The 20,245-nt window shown below is 40.7% G+C and carries 15 protein-coding genes and 1 tRNA gene; 6 read left to right on the plus strand and 10 right to left on the minus strand.

Annotation, left to right across the window (positions count from 1 at the left end):
* Positions 1-35: 35 nt before the first annotated feature.
* Positions 36-2,699, minus strand: coding sequence for a TonB-dependent receptor plug domain-containing protein (locus B2400_RS06085; RefSeq protein ID WP_293931818.1), 2,664 nt, complete (start codon positions 2,697-2,699; stop codon positions 36-38).
* A 184-nt stretch (positions 2,700-2,883) separates the two neighbouring features.
* Here B2400_RS06085 and purD point away from each other — a divergent pair, with 184 nt between their 5' ends.
* From purD to B2400_RS06115, 6 genes are all read left to right on the plus strand, one after another.
* Entirely contained in the window at positions 2,884-4,158 is a 1,275-nt protein-coding gene (purD, locus tag B2400_RS06090; protein WP_286651598.1) for a phosphoribosylamine--glycine ligase, read from the plus strand.
* A gap of 98 nt (positions 4,159-4,256) precedes the next feature.
* Positions 4,257-4,328: transfer RNA gene (locus tag B2400_RS06095), tRNA-Glu, on the plus strand.
* 248 nt (positions 4,329-4,576) lie between these two features.
* On the plus strand, positions 4,577-4,945 hold the full coding sequence (locus B2400_RS06100; RefSeq protein WP_293931821.1) for an Arm DNA-binding domain-containing protein: 369 nt from the start codon (positions 4,577-4,579) through the stop codon (positions 4,943-4,945).
* A 233-nt stretch (positions 4,946-5,178) separates the two neighbouring features.
* A complete protein-coding gene (locus tag B2400_RS06105) occupies positions 5,179-5,370 on the plus strand; it encodes a cold-shock protein (protein WP_293931823.1) in 192 nt (63 codons plus the stop codon).
* 345 nt (positions 5,371-5,715) lie between these two features.
* Positions 5,716-6,174, plus strand: coding sequence for a MaoC family dehydratase (locus B2400_RS06110; protein ID WP_293931872.1), 459 nt, complete (start codon positions 5,716-5,718; stop codon positions 6,172-6,174).
* Between the two features lie 21 nt (positions 6,175-6,195).
* A complete protein-coding gene (locus B2400_RS06115; RefSeq protein ID WP_293931825.1) occupies positions 6,196-7,260 on the plus strand; it encodes a 3-oxoacyl-ACP synthase III family protein in 1,065 nt (354 codons plus the stop codon).
* A 331-nt stretch (positions 7,261-7,591) separates the two neighbouring features.
* Here B2400_RS06115 and B2400_RS06120 read toward each other — a convergent pair whose 3' ends face one another.
* The 9 genes from B2400_RS06120 to B2400_RS06160 form a co-directional block, all read right to left on the minus strand.
* Complete coding sequence (locus B2400_RS06120; protein ID WP_293931827.1) at positions 7,592-8,176, minus strand: TlpA family protein disulfide reductase; 585 nt, start codon at positions 8,174-8,176, stop codon at positions 7,592-7,594.
* Between the two features lie 15 nt (positions 8,177-8,191).
* Positions 8,192-9,088: a S1 family peptidase gene (locus B2400_RS06125; protein WP_293931829.1), complete on the minus strand. Its 897-nt coding sequence runs from the start codon at positions 9,086-9,088 to the stop codon at positions 8,192-8,194.
* Positions 9,089-9,090: 2 nt separating this feature from the next.
* Positions 9,091-10,584, minus strand: coding sequence for a TlpA family protein disulfide reductase (locus tag B2400_RS06130; RefSeq protein ID WP_293931831.1), 1,494 nt, complete (start codon positions 10,582-10,584; stop codon positions 9,091-9,093).
* 18 nt (positions 10,585-10,602) lie between these two features.
* Positions 10,603-11,835, minus strand: coding sequence for a TlpA disulfide reductase family protein (locus tag B2400_RS06135; RefSeq protein ID WP_293931833.1), 1,233 nt, complete (start codon positions 11,833-11,835; stop codon positions 10,603-10,605).
* Between the two features lie 87 nt (positions 11,836-11,922).
* A complete protein-coding gene (locus tag B2400_RS06140) occupies positions 11,923-13,320 on the minus strand; it encodes a PKD-like family lipoprotein (protein WP_293931835.1) in 1,398 nt (465 codons plus the stop codon).
* 11 nt (positions 13,321-13,331) lie between these two features.
* Complete coding sequence (locus B2400_RS06145) at positions 13,332-14,051, minus strand: DUF4843 domain-containing protein (RefSeq protein ID WP_293931837.1); 720 nt, start codon at positions 14,049-14,051, stop codon at positions 13,332-13,334.
* Between the two features lie 18 nt (positions 14,052-14,069).
* Positions 14,070-15,500 (minus strand): RagB/SusD family nutrient uptake outer membrane protein, encoded by a 1,431-nt coding sequence (locus B2400_RS06150; protein ID WP_293931839.1) that lies wholly within the window; start codon positions 15,498-15,500, stop codon positions 14,070-14,072.
* Positions 15,501-15,512: 12 nt separating this feature from the next.
* Entirely contained in the window at positions 15,513-18,821 is a 3,309-nt protein-coding gene (locus B2400_RS06155) for a SusC/RagA family TonB-linked outer membrane protein (protein WP_293931841.1), read from the minus strand.
* Between the two features lie 107 nt (positions 18,822-18,928).
* Positions 18,929-20,173: a FecR family protein gene (locus tag B2400_RS06160; RefSeq protein WP_293931843.1), complete on the minus strand. Its 1,245-nt coding sequence runs from the start codon at positions 20,171-20,173 to the stop codon at positions 18,929-18,931.
* Between the last annotated feature and the right edge of the window lie 72 nt (positions 20,174-20,245).

The following is a 20,245-nucleotide window of genomic DNA, read 5'->3' on the forward strand; positions in this document are numbered from 1 at the left end:
ATAACATTAATTAGGGTAATTTACAGAAAATATTATCATTTCACTTCAAAATCGACTTGCTTTCTGTATATCCTACCCATTAAATCGATGCCTTCCAACGTTATACGGTAAGTTCCCGGCTCGTCGGAAGTATAGAAGTCAAATTGTGCTTTGCCGCTCTCATCCGTAACGAGGTTTGGTGCCCAATGTATGGTAGTTCGTAGGTCGCTTTGGAATCCGGAAGTGGAGTCAGGCTCGTAGACCGGTTTGTAGAATTCTTTGATCATCGAAAGGCCTTTCGGTTGAGCGACAATCATGCCGATAGGTTTGGAGTTCGCCACGAGACCTCCACCACGCTTTGTCGTGATAATAAGGACGCCATTGGCGCCATTGAATCCATAGATGGAAGTGTAATTTACGTTTCTAAGCACTTCAACGGTTTCCACATCGAATGGATTGATCATAGAAAGCATATCGGCCTCTATATACATCCCATCGACGATAAGTTGCATCGGTTCGGTATTGCCTCGTGTCATATAGGCTTGTCCGTTTCGGAATACAACACCTAAAAGACGACCGCCAAGGCAGCTTTCCAAATTTGGACAGGGGCCTAATTCTTCCGCCGTGATAACCTGGTCGGCATTTCCAGGACCATTTAAATTACTAGAGTGCTCTGCCGCTTTTGGCCGGGTAGCACGCACAACGACTTCTTCTATCTGAATGGTTTTGTCCATCAAGCCTTTATTTTCCAACTCGTTATAAAACGCCTTCGTTGCAAGAAATTGGTCCTTAAATACAGTGTTGATGTCGTTGTTGATCAAGGGTTGGTTTCTTCTGTTATTGACTTGCGGCTCCAACGTTTCAATCAAGGAAATATCCACATATTTCTTATCTTTTTGATTCCTGGCCGATAGGATAAACTTCACGCTGTCGGGGAAGATGAGATCATCAATTTGGAAATAGCCATCCTCATTTGCGGTGGTATCAATATAATCCATAAAGTTATGTGTGGATATGAGTTGAACCTTTGCATTGGGAACAGCGGCCTTCCTGCCCATGCGTTTAACATATCCCGCGATGCGAATGCCTTTCTCGGCGTGGAACTCCGGTTTCTTATTTAGGGAGTCTAATTTTGCCCAGTTTATCTTACGCCAGCCTTGGGTCAATAAGAGCATGTCCAAGTCTTCGAGCTTAAAGGTTCCATCGCTATTGAAATAATAGGCGGGACGCTCAATATAGCCTTTGACATCGCTCTGTAAAAGCAAGCTGCTGAGGATATTGGACTGATCTTCCAATTCAGCTCCAACCTTGGATAAGTTAACGACAGACGCCGAAAGTGATGCAACGCGCATGCTATCTGCTTCAGACCCTATAATAATTTCACTAAGCACCTTATCTCTGCTGCCGTAGCTTTTATTATCTAGGTTTAAATCTACTGTTGGAACCTCGCTTGTACGCTTATTAAAGTATGCTCTTTCTAGAATTGGCTGTAAATTATGATCTAATATGCTGATGGTAATGACGCCGGTTGGCAAGTCTTTCTGTTCCTTAATGAACGTAATATTCTTTTTCTTAGCGGCCTGTTTCGCGATATAGTAAACATTGCCCAAATGTTGAAAGACGATATAGAGATCTTTGCTATCGATTTTGTCTTCAGAGATGTTGACTTGTGTGTAAATTTTGTTAAAATTGGTTCCCACGACCATTGCATATCCACTTTTTTGTGGCTGTGGAAGTTGTATCGTTTTGGATGTTCCATCATTGAACTTAACCTCTGCGCGATAACTACTATTGTCTATTAAGAAAAAGCTGCCAGCAGCCAATCCGAGGTCATTAGTGGCCACTTTCCCAACGGTATCATTGGCATTTGTAAAAACGGTGATTGTGGCGGGAACTCCTCTTCCCCGTGGGTCTGTCGCTTTGAAAGCTATTTTATTGAGTTCATTCGCGAGATAGTATCCGCCTTCAGGGAATGCTTGGACATCGTTTTCAGAGAAGAAAGACTGGCTATTGATATATTTTTTTACCGTTCGTCGGTCCGGCTTTCGAATACTCAGCATAATCCCTTTCCCACGGTTTTTGTTGTCGACCTTAATTAGCACATTGCCATCTTCGTTCAATGTTGCCCGACCCTTATCTATGCTGTCTTCGCCATCAAAGACCTCGTAACGAACTGTTGTTTTCGGGAGTAGGGTTCCATCGGCGTTCTCCAACTTGATCTGGTAATATGAGGTACCATCTATCGTGACTAGGCTCGCTTTGGAGAATAGCTCATCGGTTCGTACATTCCCAATTTCCAGAACCTTTTCGAAGAAGTAGTCGGAGCTGTCATTTCGCATCCAGTTAGTATAGGCTCTTAAGCGATAGGATCCATCGACTAATGTGTCGGTCAATTCAATTTCCCCTAAGCTGAGTCCGTTGATGTTGAGGTGCATTCTAGATGCTATGATTGTTCCTTTCGGGTCGATGAGATCGACATGGATTAGATTAGATAGGGTAGAGAGCCTGTTTTCAATATCAATTACAGTATAAGTTTTATACCAAATGGTTTCCCCAGCGCTATACAAGTTGCGGTCGGTATGCATATGAATCTTCTCCTGCGGGTTTTCGGAAGCATATTGCTGTAAACGGCTTTGTAGTAAATTAATGTCTTGAGCGAGGATAGATCCTGTGTGTAAGGATAACAGAATCAGAGTTATAGCATAGAGAATTTGCTTCATAATTCTAACTGGTAAAATCATTATAATGATACGAAAAAATATTCATGATTCCACTGCTTATCGACCGAATCTGACAGATTGTATGGAAGCTTGAAAAGAGGGATGACAAGAAAAAAGCGATAAGATTTTATAAAAGATGCTGTGGGTAGGGTAATATTTGCATTTGCTTCAATATCTTTGCGATATGAATATTCTTATTATCGGCTCTGGAGGTAGAGAGTCTGCCTTTGCCTATAAAATCTCTAAAAGTCCTAAACTATCTAAACTATTCATTGCACCTGGAAACGCAGGTACTGGTCAGTATGGCGAGAATGTTGCTTTGAAAGTAACTGATTTTAAAGGAATTGCTGATTTTGCTTTGGCGAATAATATTGAAATGATTGTTGTTGGTCCTGAGGAGCCGCTTGTAAAAGGTATTCATGATTATGTTCTAGCTGACGATCAATTGAAACATATTGCGGTAGTTGGCCCACAAGCAGAAGGTGCTCAGTTAGAGGGATCTAAAGACTTCTCTAAGGAGTTCATGATTCGTCATAATGTACCGACTGCTGCTTTCCGTTCATTCGATAAGACAAATTTAGAAGAAGGATTAGCGTATTTGGACACACAGAAGCTTCCAATCGTTTTGAAGGCTGATGGATTAGCAGCAGGAAAGGGTGTGTTGATCTGTGAGTCGTATGAAGATGCGAAGGCGGAATTGAAGGCTATGATCAGCGATGCGAAGTTTGGCGAAGCCAGCAATGTTGTGGTTGTTGAAGAGTTCTTAAAAGGTATCGAGCTTTCTGTTTTTGTGCTTACAGACGGAAAAGATTATAAAGTACTGCCTTCTGCAAAGGATTATAAACGTATCGGCGAAGGCGATACAGGACTAAATACCGGTGGTATGGGTTCTGTTTCACCTGTTCCTTTTGCTGATCAAGCTTTCTTAGATAAGGTAGAAGAGCGTATCATCAAACCTACAGTGGATGGTTTGAAGAAAGATAATATTCCTTACAAGGGTTTTATCTTCATCGGATTGATGAATGTGGATGGCGAGCCTTATGTCATTGAATACAATGTTCGTATGGGGGATCCAGAGACAGAATCTGTATTGGTTCGTATCGAGTCGGATTTAGTGGATCTGTTAGAAGGTGTTGCGCAAGGAAATCTTGCTGACCGTTCTTATACGGTATCTCCTAAAACGGCAGCTACGGTAGTGATTGTTTCTGGAGGTTATCCAGGCGATTATGAAGGTGGCAAGGTAATCAGCAATATGGAGAACGTGAAAGAGTCTATCGTTTTCCATGCCGGAACGAAACAGGATGGCGTTGATGTAGTAACTGCCGGAGGTCGCGTTCTAGCAGTTACAGCCTTAGAAGATGATCTGTTTTCGGCCCTACAACAGGCTACAGCGGATGCTGGAAGGATCTTTTTCCAAGGAAAATACTTCAGAACAGACATCGGATTTGATTTGATCTAAAAAATAATATTTTAAAAGCCAATGAGTTAAGGGTTTGCTTTAAAAAATATTTTGGCTATATGGATAAAGAGCCTATATTTGCATCACCAAAGCAAAAAGGCCCGTTCGTCTAGGGGTTAGGACGCAAGATTTTCATTCTTGAAACAGGGGTTCGATTCCCCTACGGGCTACAGATCTTGAGATCAAAACATACTAAAACGCTGTAAATTAAATGTTTGCAGCGTTTTTTGTTTTGTCAGATTTTACAAAATATCCAGTTTTTCCCAATAAAAAAGTGAGTCATTCGGTGAGTCACTTTTTTAAAATTCATGACTCACTGAAAAGGGGTTAATGTTTTGATTAACAACTGGTTCAGAAATTGAACATCTTGATTTCGTTAGGCTGCAAGGCTAAGTTTGTTACACTTAAATGGTTAAAATTGAGTACAAATTATTCCTTGCTCTTCTATTTGAAGAAACCAAAAAACTACGTGAGCGGTCCAAAGCCGATCTACATGCGCATCACCGTGGAAGGCATTCCCAAAGAAGTATCTACCGGAAAAGACTGCGATCCCTGCAAATGGAATTCCAGGGGCAATCGTGCCAATACAGGACCTTCCGGGAAGCATTCGGGTCACATGTCCGGGTCATCCGCGGAATGTCCCGATAGGGAAATTTTGACGCCTTCTATCTTTACCGCCTCGGACCGAAATCGGGGGTCGGAAAAAGAAAAACAGGAAAATCCTTTCATTTACAATAAATTACACTTACATTTGACATGTAATCAGGCTCTGCCGACGCTTTTCTGAAACCGTTTAGTTCAATCTTCTCTCTCAGTCTTCGCTTTTTCAGCTGCTAATTCTTGTTGACAATATAACGGGTGCAGTACCTTTTTGAACTTGGACTATTTCAAGCCACATAAAAAATACAAACATCATTTCTTGCGAACAGATAGATTTACTATCGTGGCGATGCCATGGTCAGTGCAATAACGGCAATAGCCAAAGGAATAAGAATAATTTAACAATAAATATTTAATACAATGCAAGAAGGAACAGTAAAATTCTTTAACGTTACCAAGGGTTTCGGTTTTATTACACCAGTAAGTGGTGGTCAGGATGTTTTCGTACATTCGTCAGGTCTGGTACACGATGTACGTGAAAACGACAGCGTGACATTTGATGTAGAAAATGGGCAAAATGGAGTTAACGCAGTTAACGTACGCGTAGCATAACCAAAAAGAAGGATCAACAATTTTTTTGAGAATAAAATTTAGCAGATGGCACCCGTGTTTTTCTGCTATTTTTTTGCCATTCAACAAGAGAAATATATTCAGATCGTAAAGGATTTGGTATATAATGACACTTTGACGGACTTTGGGTACCCAAGCTAAACAGTATGCGCAGAACCAAGTGAGATCCCCCTGTCTTTGCATTCTGTATGCAATAGATTTCAATATATTGTTGTGGAACGGCACAGAGAATTTTCTTTTACCTTGATGCCAGAAATTTCCTAATTATTCCAACTTTTTATAAACTTGCACATATATCCAAATATTTATCAATCTATTACTGTTAATATGGTTATCATCAACAATTTTGAAGAATATAGGTCCCATGAGGGAAAGATCTTAGGTGTTTCCGGATGGCACCGCATCGATCAGCAGCAGATCGACAAGTTTGCGGATGCAACGTTAGATCATCAATGGATACATGTAGATAAGGAAAAGGCTGAAAATGAAGGACCCTCTAGATCTACCATTGCACACGGTTACCTGACGTTGTCCCTTATCCCTTATCTCTGGAAACAGATTGCAGACGTAAGAAACGTAAAAATGGAGATCAATTATGGGATAGAGAGCTTGAAATTCGGCCAACCTGTACCGGTTGACAGCGAAGTACAGCTACAGGCTACTGTCAAGTCGATTACGGACCTTCGGGGAACGATAAAAGCAGTCATCCAGGCTAATCTGGCGATTAAAGGTCATGCCAAACCAGCGTATGTCGGTGACGTGATCTTCCTTTACCACTTCAATTAGTACCTCTTAAATGATTTACAAATGGCAAGATCAAAAATAATAGCTACCGGGGCATACATCCCTGCGCAGAATATACCAAACGAGTTTTTCTTGGACAGCATGTTCTTTGACCCTGACCATATGGAAATACAGCAGTCCCGGGAAACCGTTATACAAAAATTTAAGGCAATTACGGGAATAAAGCAGAGACGATATGCTCCCGAAGGGATGACCGCCTCCGCTATGGGAACGCGGGCCGCAGAAGATGCATTGGCGAACGCTTCCATTGACCGGGAGTCGATAGACCTCATCATCGTTGCACAGAATTATGGAGATATGAAGTACCATGGAGCTCCCAGAGATATGGTTCCTTCTCTTTCATCCCGTATCAAACACAATTTAGGGATTAAAAATGCAGGCTGTATACCTTACGATATCATTTTTGGATGTCCCGGATGGTTACAGGGCATTATCCAGGCCGATATTGCCATTAGGGCAGGAGAAGCCGAGACCTGTCTGGTCATCGGTACCGAGACGCTGTCCCGTGTACTGGATCCCACGGACAGGGACAGCATGATATTCTCTGACGGCGCGGGAGCCTGTATTATAAAAAAGAGCCTAGATGGCAACAGCGGGATCATCAATGCGGCAGTTAGATCGGATACGGGTACGGAACTGGAATTCATCTATTCCGGCGGATCCAACAGAGGCGAAATAGATGAAGCTCGTTTTATTAAAATGAAGGGGAGAAAAGTTTACGAATATGCGCTAAAGCATGTTCCTCTTGCCATGAAGGAATGTTTCGACAGAAGTACGGAAAACATCGAAAACCTCAGGATGATCTTCCTCCATCAAGCCAACGAAAAAATGGACGAGGCCATTGTTAAAAGATTCCTTGAACTGTATGGCATAGAAAGTCTTCCAAAAAACATCATGCCGATGAACATCTCCACATTGGGGAATAGTTCGGTAGCCACTATTCCGACGCTTTTGCACCAGGTCGTAAGCGGTGAATTGGAGTCTTTTGGGATTTCCGGTGGGGATGTCATAATGTTTGCATCGGTCGGTGCCGGAATGAACATAAACGCTGTGACCTATAAATGGTGATATCACTCCAAACTTCTCAATGCTAAGGCATATTTGAACAAGAAAGGTGTATAATGATGAATGTTCAATGGGATGTCCAACAGGGTGCATCCTCTATATATTGCTACGGTTATATATTCGTATATCTAAAAAACCTGTCCTGTATACCCTCGGGTATACCGAAATCGATTCCTATAGTGTAGTTAGGCCATGAGGGTATCCCCGGAGGATACCCAAAACCCCGTTTGCAGCGCATACGGCACGCAGAGTAGGGCTCTGCCCAACTTCCGCTTGCTCTATTGGAACTACCGCTGAACCTTAAGAAAACTAGTATACAAACCCACTAATTTTATCAATTGGCCTCCTTCACCAATTCAATTTTAGCAGACATTTCTGCAAGGATTTTAGCGGTATCCCGCCCACTTCCTGCTGATTGTAGACGGATAAAGCCATTTTTATCAATAATTACCTTATTTGGTATCCCCTGCACACCGTACGCTGTCGTTACCGCTTTATTTGCATCTTTCATCTCGTCAAACAACACGTGGAAGGTATAACCGTCTTTTTCCATTAAGGCTTTCACTTCATCTTTGTAATTTTCCTTTTGTTCCCAAGTATCGATAAACAAGAATTTCACATCTTTATCATTCTTATATTTTTCAACTGTAGCTTGCATCCCCGGAAATGAACCGATACAAGGCTTACACCAGGTAGCCCAAAAGTCAATCACCACAACCTTCCCTCTAAAATCAGATAAGGAGACTGTATTTCCATAGAGATCGACAAGCGTAAAATCAGGTGCTTCTTTCTTCACCAATTCCGTTTGATATTTAGCCTTCAATGCAGCTGCATCGGGTATCGTTACTGTTCCTTGTGCGAAAACTCTTGATCCAAAAATCAACATGAACGCCAACATAGGAATGATCCATTTTCTCATCGTTGTATAATTTTTTTAAACTTTCTTATTCAATAATTTCCATAAAGATTCTACAGGAATGGTGGTTTTCAAAACCATCTGAACAGAGCGTCCCGGATCGTTATATTGAAGCGTCCGCGTGCTAGAAACCGTACCGATAATATTACCAGCACTATCTAAAACAGGTCCGCCACTCGCACCTGCTGCATAATCTGCGGAAATAGCCATTACATCATAAAAATAGGGTTCTTCCTGTGTCCCACCTGCTTCCTGAAACTTCGAATTTACCATCCCTTTTGTGAAAAAGTAATACATTCCACGTGGATGTCCTAATACATAAGCATCTTCTCCGACCACAGCACCTTCCGATAAGGCCAAAGCAGGAAGTACATCTTTTCCTACATCAAGCCGCAAGACAGCCAAGTCGTCTTTCTCCGAAGCATTGATCACTTCTTTTACCGCATAAGTTTTTCCATTTGCCAAGCGCACCAAAAGAGCCAAAGGCTTGTTGCCATCCCCCATATGGAGATAACCATCTAATACATGGTAATTGGTGACCACCACACCATCTTCACTGATGATATAACCTGTCGCATTGCTCACATGTGTGTGCGCACAACGCGGACATAAATAAGCACTTCCAACAACGACAGTAGCTTGCAATGCTTTTGCATAGATATCTCTCGCCTTTAGATCTTCTTGATGGATCTTTGGTAAACTGACCTTCGCTAAGCTGGGATTTTCCAAAGATGCCTGCAATTGTTCGACAGGTTTGATTTTTCCTAAACCGATCAACGAATCGGCCGAAACCACAAAAGGTTGCGTAATCGACACGGTGTTGTTCCGAAATGTTTGTGCCCTTACAAGCGAATAAGGTATAGTGATCCAGAAGATGACAACCAGTGCTAATTTATTCAAAATACTCTTCATCATAGTTAACCCTTCTTCGCAAATTCAATCATTGTAGAAAGTTCCTTCACTGCTTTATCAGCGTCAGCTGAAAATCCCGAGGTATTGAAGCGGATATTTCCTTTCGGGTCAATAATAATCTTCGTAGGAATACCTTCTACTTGATAAGCAGAGGCTACTGCGCTTTGCTTCGTTTCAGGATCGCGCAAATCCATTAGCACTTCAAACGTGTAACTATTATCAACAATATACTTTTTTGCATTTTGCGTCGCATCGCCGCTTCCTTTTTCCCAGGTATGCAAGAAAAGAAACTCGACCTTGGGGTCTTCCTTGTATTTATTGACAGCCTTTTGCATCGCAGGGAAAGACGCCTTGCAGGGGCCACACCAGGTTGCCCAGAAATCCAACACCACCACTTTACCTTTCAGATCACTTAATTTCACTGTTTTTCCATCTACATCTTTCAGTTCAAAATGATGTGCAGGTTGATTAATCGCCATCTTTGCTACCTCTTCCTGTAAGTATGCTTCTTGCGCTACATACAACTCTTGCTCATACTGCCGAAACCCACTGCTGCTACCTTTCACTACTTCATAAGCTATTTGGAGATTTTCTTTTACATTATCCGAGGCTTTTCCTTCTTTCACTGCTTTTTCCATCAGCGGCAAAGCCTCCGAAAACCGCTTCGTCGCCATCAAACTTTGGAGATAAGAACTTTCTAAATAACTAAGTAAACCCTCTTCTGTATTTCCTGTAGCTTTCAAGCCATCAACAGTTTGCTTAGCCAATGTATAGCCAGCTTCAGGGTTACTGCCCGCAGTAAGCGCATTGATATAACCCACCAACAGCCCATAGTAATTGTTTCGTGCACGCAATACCCGATTTGGATCTGCCGCTGTATCAGCAAGCTGTTCATCCAATCCCCGCTTGGCTTCTTCAACCCCTTCCTTCAAGTATGGAGCTGCCGCATCCGGATTGACATTCACCAACGCTCCCGCAACATTTGCATAGATCGCTTCTTTTCGAATGGCATTCCCCCTTCCATCAGTAACCTTACTTGCATAAATATCCGCATAATGTTTCATCTTCGTCTCGTCGCCTTTTGCTGCAAATTCTTGCGCCAAGGAATAAGCAGTATATCCGTAGGACTGATTCGGGTATTTAGCGTACAAGGCATCAAATTGCGTCGCCTTGACCTCTAAATCCGTTAAGGCATCAATAGCCTGTAGCTTTTCCTGAAAAACCAACTGCCCTTCTGGAAACTTTTGTGTGATGACTTGTTTAACCTCTTCTGCTTTCGTCTCCTCACCTTTGTTGCTGTAAAAATAATAGACCAATAGGTAATCCTCTTCTGCAGTCCCCTGTAACAAGGATTTTAGTTGTTCAGCCAATAACTTCTCATCCTGAATATTATTTAATTCCGTAAAACGCTGGCGCATATCTTTGGCAGCGGTATTTTGTTGTGCTTGAGCAGTTAGCAGCATAAAAGCGGCCACAACTGTTAATACTATCTTTCTCATATCTATCTAATTTTTATTTTAGTTTTGATTGGAACGTTCAACCATGAATTTGATTTCTTCCACAGCTTCATCCTCACCGATATAGCCTTCATTCGCGAATTTGATAATCCCCTCTTTGTTGATCACAAATTTGGCGGGGATACCACGGACCTCAAATGCTGTAGCAGCCGGGCATTTTCCCGTATTCGGATCCCTTAAATCTAGGTAGACATCAAATTTATATCCTTTTTCATTCATTAAATCCAAAGATTGTTCCTTTACGTTTGCACCTTTTTTTTCAGATGTATGGATAAACATAAAAACAACCGAAGGATCATTTTTGTAATAATCGACCGCTTTCTGCATGCCAGGAAACGACGCTACACAAGGTTGACACCAAGTTGCCCAAAAATCTAAAATCACAGTTTTGCCTTTTAGATTCGCAAGAGACACGCTATTCCCATGAATGTCTTTCACTTCAAAATCGGGAGCAGGTTTATTTACTGCCATTTTGCTCACTTTCGCTTCTAAACGTATGAACTCTTCTTTTTGCGCTTTTCCTTCTAGCGCAAGATATCGTTTATCATTACCGTCTTTCTTGTTGTACCATGCTTGCACATCGTTTTTGAAAGCTGAGGAACGGTGTCCCTCAGCTAAAAATACGTTCTCGATCAAATCTTCATTCACTTTATCGGAATTCCCATTGATTAATGCACGTACATATAACTCTTTGTACTTATCCACATATTTGGGGATTTCCAAAGCAGCATGCAGATAGCTAGCCGCTTGCTCGTATTTCTTTTCCGTAAAGAGCAGCTCGCCATACAGCAAGCTTAGCTGTAATTGCTCCTGAGAAGGCCTTGCATTCCCTAGATCATCTTTTGCCAAAGATTTAACATCCACATCAAGGAGTTGATGTGCCTCCTTAAATTTTTGGTCACTAATCAGTACGCCGGCAATAAAACAATTGGTGCCTTGACGCATCTGCTCGTCTTTGATTTTCGATGTCCATTCTGCAGCTTTATCATATTTTTTTTCTTCAGCAAAGGTTGTTGCTACCATTTGTAAACTGGCATCCAGCAGAAACTGATTTGCTGATAGTGAGCCCGAAGGAGACTCCACCATCCGAGTAGCATAATGCGCCTTGTCCGTAGCTCGAACAGCAGATTTTAAAGCATTGAATAGACCCGAAAAGTCTTCTGTAGTCGTTTGGGCAAATGACACAGATACGAAACTTAACAGCGCAGATAATCCCAAAGTTATTTTCTTCATTTCACCTAATTTATTTTCTCTATTTGTCAATTAGCAATAAATTGAGATTCGCACATATTTTTTTACCCACATGCGAATCTCATTTTCCTAAGATGCTGTACGATAATTAAGGTGAACAATAGTACCAAAGCCTGTAAACACTTTTGGCGTTCTACTGCTATCATAATTGCCTTGGCTATCCAGGTAAATATAGTGCACTTCGCCGCTTGTATCATTGTTAACTCCCACAACCAATTTCTGATTAGAATCGTCCCCCTCTTTCATTATTTGGATATCTCCTATTTTACTTCCACTCTCAAAAGTATACACAAGAGATATCTCTCCATTATTTGCATTTACTTTATAGATTTTATTGCCCGCACTATAATAGCCATGGTAAAATAACGAGGAAGCTGCAAAAACAGGAGCTTCATCAATTTCAACAGGATAAAACACTTGCTCCGTATAAGTTGATGTTCCATAGGAATTTAGATTACATATCAAGGTAGCATAGGAATTCCCCTCCTTCAATAGAGAAAGATATCGATTGCTATTTGTGGTTTTATCTGCGCCAAGCATTGTCTTACCAATAGATTTAGCCTCATCAATTGTTCTCTCATAATAATAGGCAACAAAAAACTTCTTACTCCTATTATCATAGAAAAAAGCACTACCGCTAGCATCCAGAAAAACATATGGATATAAACTATAATCTCCCTCTATTCGCGAGGAAAATGTTTCTAGAACTCCTCCTCCAAATAATGGTCCAAAAGCCATGTATAGACTACCATTTCCAATTAAATACTGATCGATGTAATAACTGTTCATATTATAGGCAGGCCTTTCTATAAACGATATTGGGGAAAATAAATTCTGGTTTGTCGTTGAAATCTGCAACAATGTAGCTGGATCAAACATGGTCAAGCCCTTATCTGTGAAGTACATGATCTGATTCACCGTACTGTTCCGGAAGTTATCTGCTATCAACGCAATAGTCCCTACTGCCTTACCTGGATAGGCAACATTATTAACCTCCTCTAAAGGGTTTAAGATAACTTCATCATCTGAACGAAGGAAAGACATCTGCCCCTTACCGTTTATATTATTTGTAACAAGCCAGCCTTCGTAGAAAGAACCCGTTACATTAATAGAAAAGACATTGCTTATCGCCCTCACTCCAGTAGATTCTTCCTTTACGGAAAATTGCAAGCTATAATTACCCTCTGGCAAAGCCACCTCTACAGCGATATTTCTATCCGTTGATATGATACGCGGTTCATCATCCACATAGACTTTCCATTCATAACTGTAGTTCTTCCGATTATCTATTCCGGAAATTACGGGATTAATCTTGAGTGTATCGTATTGGGGAATGACTATTGAGGTATCTGACGGGTATTTTATGGCGAATTCAGCAAACGAGTCCTGGTTTATGAATTCTTTGTCTTTACGGCATCCGGTAGAAAGAAGCGATAAGAATAAAATGATTATATTAAACTGTTTCATTGTAAATTTTCTTAAAAGGTTACACGATTACCATCTTCATCGTAGAGTATACCATTTTCTGCTTCGTATTCTGCTAAGGCATTACGCAGATTTAAGGCAGCATTTAGAATTTCGCCATCGCTCCATACCGAAAAATCTGTAATACCATACACCGAGACCATAAATTGAAACTTTACAACCGAAAAATCTCCTATATAATAATCGAAATACATCGTACTCCAGTAAGCTGGCTCTGATAGAAAATCATTAAAATAGATCGTATAAAAGGCGACACTCTCTGTTTCGCCAATTTCTTCTCCTAATGCGGCTTCTTCAAAATCTGCATTTGCTTTAATAGCTACAATTACTTTCTCCGTATTTTCCTGCAATCTCTCTGTGCGATAAAGTATTACGGGATAGCGTGCTTCCACTTCATTAGCTTTTAAAATAAATTTAGGCAATTCAAAATCTTCTCCTTCTGTCGCTGTAGTTCCTGTAATTGCCTTCAATTCGATGGTACGATCGTAACTTTTTGCAGTTCCCTGTACACGTACCTTTACCCAAACCGTATCCTGTACCACTTCGGGTAGCTCTAAGCCAAAGGAATAGCTGGTACTATCCACCTCATATGCTGCCACATCTATATAGATACTTACAGCATCTGGTCCTTCGTAATATATTATATCATCTTTTTGGCAAGCCATTAAAGTAACCAAACTCGCAAAAAGCATATAAAACTTTATCTTTTTCATATTCAAAACCATAAAAGATTAATAATTAGGATTTGCTTCCAATTCGTCGTCTGGAATAGGAATGATGTACTTACTTGTATCAAAAGTTGTAGAGAGAAATTGAATATTGGAATTATTCAATCTTTTGTAATAGAAAAAAAGTTGCCCTTCAGCGTAAAATTCCTTTTGATATTCTTTGGTTAACTCCTGCCTTATATAGGCTTCCGTTAGCGTATTTGTAGACAAATGCGCTAGATTCCTACCTCCCCTTACTTTATTCAACCAAGTTAAAGATTCGGTCAACGTAGGAGCGGTCTCTGCTAAAATATAACACATTTCGGTCATCCGAATTACGGGAACCAATTGATCTAATCGTGAACTGTCCGAAGATTGCGTCCAAGTTTGCCAATATTTCGTAGTTACATATACAGTAGCAGGAGCATCGTCGGGATTATCCAGTAAATAACTATAGCGATAGTCCGTATCTCCTCCTCCAGTAATTTCATACAAAGTTTGATATTCAGCTAAGGATCTATTGGGCACCCCTCTATCGGATCTATACGATCCAAAATATAAATCAACAGCCCAATCTTGAATATCTCTTACACGTAAACCAAATACCAATTCCGATTTAAATAAATAGTTAAAACCGTATATTGTATTTATATCATTGCTCTGAACAAATGGAAACTTATCCGCCTCCATAACGATCTTGGCAGCCGCATATGCATTCTCTTTATCGCCCTTATACAAATATACTCGAGCTTGCAACGCTTTAACCGCATAATAATTCATTTTAATCTGACGATTGATCGTCCCACTTAATATCGCATCTGATTTTTTCAGTAAGACCTCAGCTTCCTGCAAATCATAGAGCGCGGAATCGATAACCTGACTGACGGTTGATGGAATTTTGGAATATTGATCCACAGATGTTTTGTAAGGAATAGCCTTTGTATTAGCACCGACCGTCATAGAAGGTGCAAACAGGCGGAGTACATCAAAATGCAACAGTGCACGCAAAGCCAAAGCCTCACCACGGATCAGATTGTAGTTCTCATCCGTGAGTACGGAACGATTAGTTTCCGTATGAGAGATAATATTGTTTGCCGCAGCTATTGCATTATAGGCCGTGTTCCAGGTAGACGAAGCATAACCTAAAACTTCATCGGAAGTATAGTTATAGGCACTAGTGGCGTAAAAGTAGCTATTTGAATTTTGCGGATTATAGTTTTGCGCCAATGCAGAGACGAAGCCCATCGTAAGGTTATCCCCATACAGTCTTTGGGCAGCAAGCTGAGAATATACCCCTGTTAATGCCTGTTGAAATCCGATTTCAGATAAAAAAATCTGATCTTCAGAAACACTAGACTTGGGATATACTTCCAAATATTTGCGACAGCCACTAAATGCAACCATACAGCTAAGGGCTACCGCAACAAGTTTTATCGTAATTTTATTCTTCTTCATAACAATGATGATTTAAAATCCTACCCGGACAGATAATGAGAAAGTTCTGGCAAAAGGATTCGAGGATCCTCGCTCAATATCGATCGAGCTAAATTGAATGAGATCGTTTGTAATCGCGGTCAGGTAAAGACTTCTCAACCCTGCACGTTTCAACCACGGTTGCTGTAAAAAATTATATCCCAAAGAGAGTGAACTCAATGTCAACACATTATTATCCTGTACGAAGCGTGAAGTTAGACGTGTCGCTACAGTATTGAGTCCAATTCTTGTAAACTGAGATTCGTCTCCGGGTGCAGACCAACCCAGATCATAAGCTCTCCGATCTACGTTATTATTCGGATTTACCGATTCGACCTTATCCACAAGGGTCTGGTTATACAACTGTCCTCCATATTGATAGTTCCAGATCATTCCCAATTCAAAACCCTTATAATTCAGATTCGTACCAAAATTACCGGACCATTTGGGCTGATCTATACCAGATGCAACTTTATCCGCAACGTTCCATTCGTAGGTACGTTGTCCATCTTTTGTTAGGAAGATCTCTGAACCGGTCGCAGGATCAACACCCAATGAACGTACCGTATATATGGTGTTGATTGATTTTCCTTCTTGAAAGAGTGTATTCGGTACCGTCTGATCTACATTGTTTTCATTTAACAGATCGTTAGACGCTTTCAGCCGGTCTGATAGCTTTTTAAGGATATTAGCGTTTGTAAATCCATTGGCAAAAATAGACCATAAGATATTCGATTCTCTTCTGTCAATAAGTTTATAGCGGATATTAAACTCAAAACCATCATTCTGCAATTCGCCATAATTTTCGGAATATGAGCTAAAACCTGTGGAAGGTGCTGTACTTATCGTAGCTATCGCATTTTTCGTCATATCCCTATACACATCCAAGCGCATATCCAGTCTTTCGCGGAACATGGCGACATCTAAACCAACATTGAGCTTATAAACCGTCTGCCAACTTAGATCACGATTACCGAGATTTGTTAGTACAGCGCCCAGGTCATTATAATAACCTGTACCCACACCATAATTATAGCGTGTCTGCGCAGAATAAGATGGAATATTCAACGATCCCGCAGAACCGTAACTCGCCCGTAGTTTTAAGCGGTTAACATTATCGTTCTGTTTGAAAAATTTCTCGTTATGAATATTCCAACCTAGACCAGTCGACCAAAAAGTCCCAAAAAGTTGCTCTGTTCCATACTGTGATGAGCCATCTCGTTTAAAGGATACATCAACTAAAAATCGATTATCGTAAGAGTAATTTGCATTTAACAGATAGCCCACACGCCGTGCGGTACTTTCATTACCTGTAGGGCGTCCGTTTTCTTCATATTGATTGGCAAATAAAAGATTATCCAATTGATCGTATGGAAATCCCTCTGCGACAATCTGTTTATATTGTTGCGACTCACTAGCTATATTTAAAGAAGCGGTACTGAATATTTGATGTTTCCCCAATTGTACATTATAATTTAAATTCGTTAAACTTTCATAATTGAAATTGTCATCATTTTGTGCCGTATAAGAACCTTTTCTATTGACATCTGTAATATTATCAAAGCGACTGTCTTGCGCGGAATAAAACTGATCCGTTGAACCAAGTTGTTTGGTTAATCCTAAACTAGATTCGAAAAATAAATTCCTTGAAAAATTATAGCGCACCTGAAAATTATTTGTAACACCGAGCTGGCGCGTTTGGTTCACCGAATGCAAACTCGCATCATAAAGCGGGCTGGTTATGCGGGAACTACGACCATAAGGACTATAAGCTACATTCTCCACATACTGCTGCACATTACCGTTCAGATCATAGGGAGAGTGGTATGGATTCATCGCAATATATTCACTAAAACTACCGTATGGCGATTCGTTAGAAACTGTCTGGATAACTCTTAGCGAGTTCTTAAATTGAATCTTGTTCACTAGGTATGTCAAATCAAATTGCCCCGAATAGTTTTTCCTATCCTGACCTTTCATCACACCTTGCTGTAAATCAGCCGTCGCCAACACGCCAAAACGAATATGTTCGTCTCCACCTTGCAGGTTTAGGGAAGTTCTATTGTTAACGCCTAACTGTGTAGGGATCTTTTTCCAATCGGTATTGACACCATTTGCCGCATTTTTCAAGCGAGAATTGTATAATAACTCGTTAAAATACGTCGCTTGACCATTCGAACCTTCATAAAGTCCAACACGATTTTCAAAGTCTAATTTTTCATAAGCATTTAAATAATTGTACACGGAGAGATCCGGCACAGACAAACGGAAATCGTTGTTAATGGAGACTTGAATTTTCCCCGGTTTAGGTGCTATAGTATTGATAACCATTACGCCATTCGCACCACGAGATCCATATATGGCTGTTGCCGAAGCGTCTTTTAAAATTGTTACACTGGCAATTGTATTCATATCCAGGTCGACAACGCGTTGCAACTCTACAGCAAAACCATCTAAAATAAAAAGAGGCTGATTGGGATTTGAAGAAAGCTCTCCATTCACAATAGGAAAAGAGTTTTCGCCACGCAGTTGGATTTCTGGAAGCTGATTGATATTTCCACCTAATTCATTATTAGCGATCATACTGAATGAAGGTTCAATAGCTGAAATCCCCGTAAAAATATTATTCGCGGAAATCTTTTTCAGTTCCTCCCCTGAGATTGTACGAGCAGCCCCGGTAAAACTTTCTGCACTCCGATTAAAAATCCCCGTCACCACCACGTCTTCAATCTCTTCCGTTTTTTCCTCCAGTTCAACCTGGTATTTTACCGAAGCCGTAATAGGTATCAGTTTCTTCTTGAAACCAATGAAATTAAACTCCAAAGCTTTCGCATACTCCGGTACATTAATGTTAAAATTCCCTTTATTATCGGTTTTTGTTTGAATATTTTTTTCGCCAATACCGACTGTTACACCAGCCATGGGCTGTTTAGTACCTGCGTCAAGAACCTGTCCTTGTAAGACAATATAATCGGCTTTTTCTTCATCGATCAAGACAATGGTTTGATTTTTAAACACGTAAATGACCCCTGTATTAACGTTGAAATATTGGTTTAACACCTGGATGATATTCTCATCTTTAAATTTGGGACTTACCTTCTTGTTGAAGTCCAATTTAGACGAAGTGAATACGAAATCATAACCTGTTTGCTTTCGGATTTCCGTCAAAAATTCGTTAAGTGTGATATTCTTTTTGTCTATCGTTACGGTTCGGTTTTGTGCCGAAACGGGTTGACACAGTATGCTAGCACAAAGCAATATCCAAGCGCATGCAGCCAGCACCCTTTTATAAAAAGTCCCCATAAATTGATTTTGTTAAGACCCTCTACTTTTTAGGAAGCAGAAAGAAGTCAAGGTTAGTAGTTAATGATTTCAGTTTCTGTTGTTTTCTACGTTTAGGTTGATCCTGTCTAATCCAAGATATACACCTCCTTTCCTCGGATATCAAATTTCAGCTTGCTCATCCTTTCTACTATTTCCAATAGTTCTGGTAGTTTCTTATTTCGGGAAATCTGCCCCCAGAATTTGTCTGTTGGAACAGGACCTTGATACAGTATATCTACATCATACCAGCGGCTGATCTGCGACATTACCTTTTCAATCGGTTCGTCCGCAAAATAGAAGACATTATTTTTCCATGCGAGTGTTGCATCCAAATCAGCCACATCTTTAGTCAAACCTCCCGTGCCCAACAAAGCTTCTTCGTTCGGCTTCAAGAACAACTCCACCCCAGCATATACAGATTTAACCTTCACACTTCCTTCGATCAACGTCGTACGTACGCTCTCCTCTTCTGGATAAGCCGAAAGATTAAACGCTGTTCCATATACACGAAGTTCCTGCTGCTGCTTTCCCGAACCGCTAACAACAATAAATTGCCGTTTTTTGTCTTTAGCTACGTCGAAGTAGGCTTCACCTTCAAATGTAACACGTCGCTCATCCGCCGTAAATGTAGTCGGAAAGCTCAACTTAGAATCCGCATTGAGATGTACAATAGTACCGTCAGAAAGCACCACTTTATACGTCCCACCGCGCGGTGTTCTTATCGTATGAATATGGTTTGCAAATCGCTGATTACCCTTCAAATCGGACAAAAACCGCAAAACTAAACTTCCGTCAATAGATCTTTCCATTGTAACGCCCTCTCTTTCGAAGGTTTTACCAGCGGCAAGATTCGCTAAAGCAATACGAGTACCATCAGCCATTTCCAGTACAGCTTCCTCTTGGGCTGGAAGGAGATCCTCCGAATGCGCTGGTCCTTCGACGATCTTTTGTTGGGTTTCGTGTTTCGACGCCGTATCGGTAAGAGTCCATTCATGCTTCGTAATTGTAGTTTTATCGATTAAGAATGGCATGAGTATGAACAAGAATAAGGCTGCGACGCCTGCCCATTTCCAATAATTAATTTTTCGAATAGGCCGATCTATTTGCTCTAAAGCATATATCGCCTGTAATATCTGTTCTTGTTTTTCTGGTGCTATATCGACTAATTTCTTTTCTTGATAAAAAGCATCCAAAATTTTGGCATCCAATAACTCCTGCGATTGTTTACTTTCGAAATAGCCATCCAACTCCGCACGTTCCTCCGCGGTTTCCTGCCCGCTTAAACAGCGGTCTAATAGGTATCGTAATTTATTATCGTTTGGAGTATCCATCTGTATCGTGTTTAGCGGAGTGAGCCAACTAAAAATATCCTAAAAAACAACAGTAATAAAAACCAGATTTGC

Source organism: Sphingobacterium sp. UBA6645 (assembly GCF_002455685.1).
Taxonomy (GTDB): Bacteria; Bacteroidota; Bacteroidia; order Sphingobacteriales; family Sphingobacteriaceae; genus Sphingobacterium; species Sphingobacterium hotanense.

Bases quoted from the DNA above. Each gene is read 5' to 3' on its own strand.
- B2400_RS06085 (WP_293931818.1), bottom strand. From the start codon at position 2,699: ATGAAGCAAATTCTCTATGCTATAACTCTGATTCTGTTATCCTTACAC.
- purD (WP_286651598.1), top strand. From the start codon at position 2,884: ATGAATATTCTTATTATCGGCTCTGGAGGTAGAGAGTCTGCCTTTGCC.
- B2400_RS06105 (WP_293931823.1), top strand. From the start codon at position 5,179: ATGCAAGAAGGAACAGTAAAATTCTTTAACGTTACCAAGGGTTTCGGT.
- B2400_RS06110 (WP_293931872.1), top strand. From the start codon at position 5,716: ATGGTTATCATCAACAATTTTGAAGAATATAGGTCCCATGAGGGAAAG.
- B2400_RS06115 (WP_293931825.1), top strand. From the start codon at position 6,196: ATGGCAAGATCAAAAATAATAGCTACCGGGGCATACATCCCTGCGCAG.
- B2400_RS06120 (WP_293931827.1), bottom strand. From the start codon at position 8,176: ATGAGAAAATGGATCATTCCTATGTTGGCGTTCATGTTGATTTTTGGA.
- B2400_RS06125 (WP_293931829.1), bottom strand. From the start codon at position 9,088: ATGATGAAGAGTATTTTGAATAAATTAGCACTGGTTGTCATCTTCTGG.
- B2400_RS06130 (WP_293931831.1), bottom strand. From the start codon at position 10,584: ATGAGAAAGATAGTATTAACAGTTGTGGCCGCTTTTATGCTGCTAACT.
- B2400_RS06135 (WP_293931833.1), bottom strand. From the start codon at position 11,835: ATGAAGAAAATAACTTTGGGATTATCTGCGCTGTTAAGTTTCGTATCT.
- B2400_RS06140 (WP_293931835.1), bottom strand. From the start codon at position 13,320: ATGAAACAGTTTAATATAATCATTTTATTCTTATCGCTTCTTTCTACC.
- B2400_RS06145 (WP_293931837.1), bottom strand. From the start codon at position 14,051: ATGAAAAAGATAAAGTTTTATATGCTTTTTGCGAGTTTGGTTACTTTA.
- B2400_RS06150 (WP_293931839.1), bottom strand. From the start codon at position 15,500: ATGAAGAAGAATAAAATTACGATAAAACTTGTTGCGGTAGCCCTTAGC.
- B2400_RS06155 (WP_293931841.1), bottom strand. From the start codon at position 18,821: ATGGGGACTTTTTATAAAAGGGTGCTGGCTGCATGCGCTTGGATATTG.
- B2400_RS06160 (WP_293931843.1), bottom strand. From the start codon at position 20,173: ATGGATACTCCAAACGATAATAAATTACGATACCTATTAGACCGCTGT.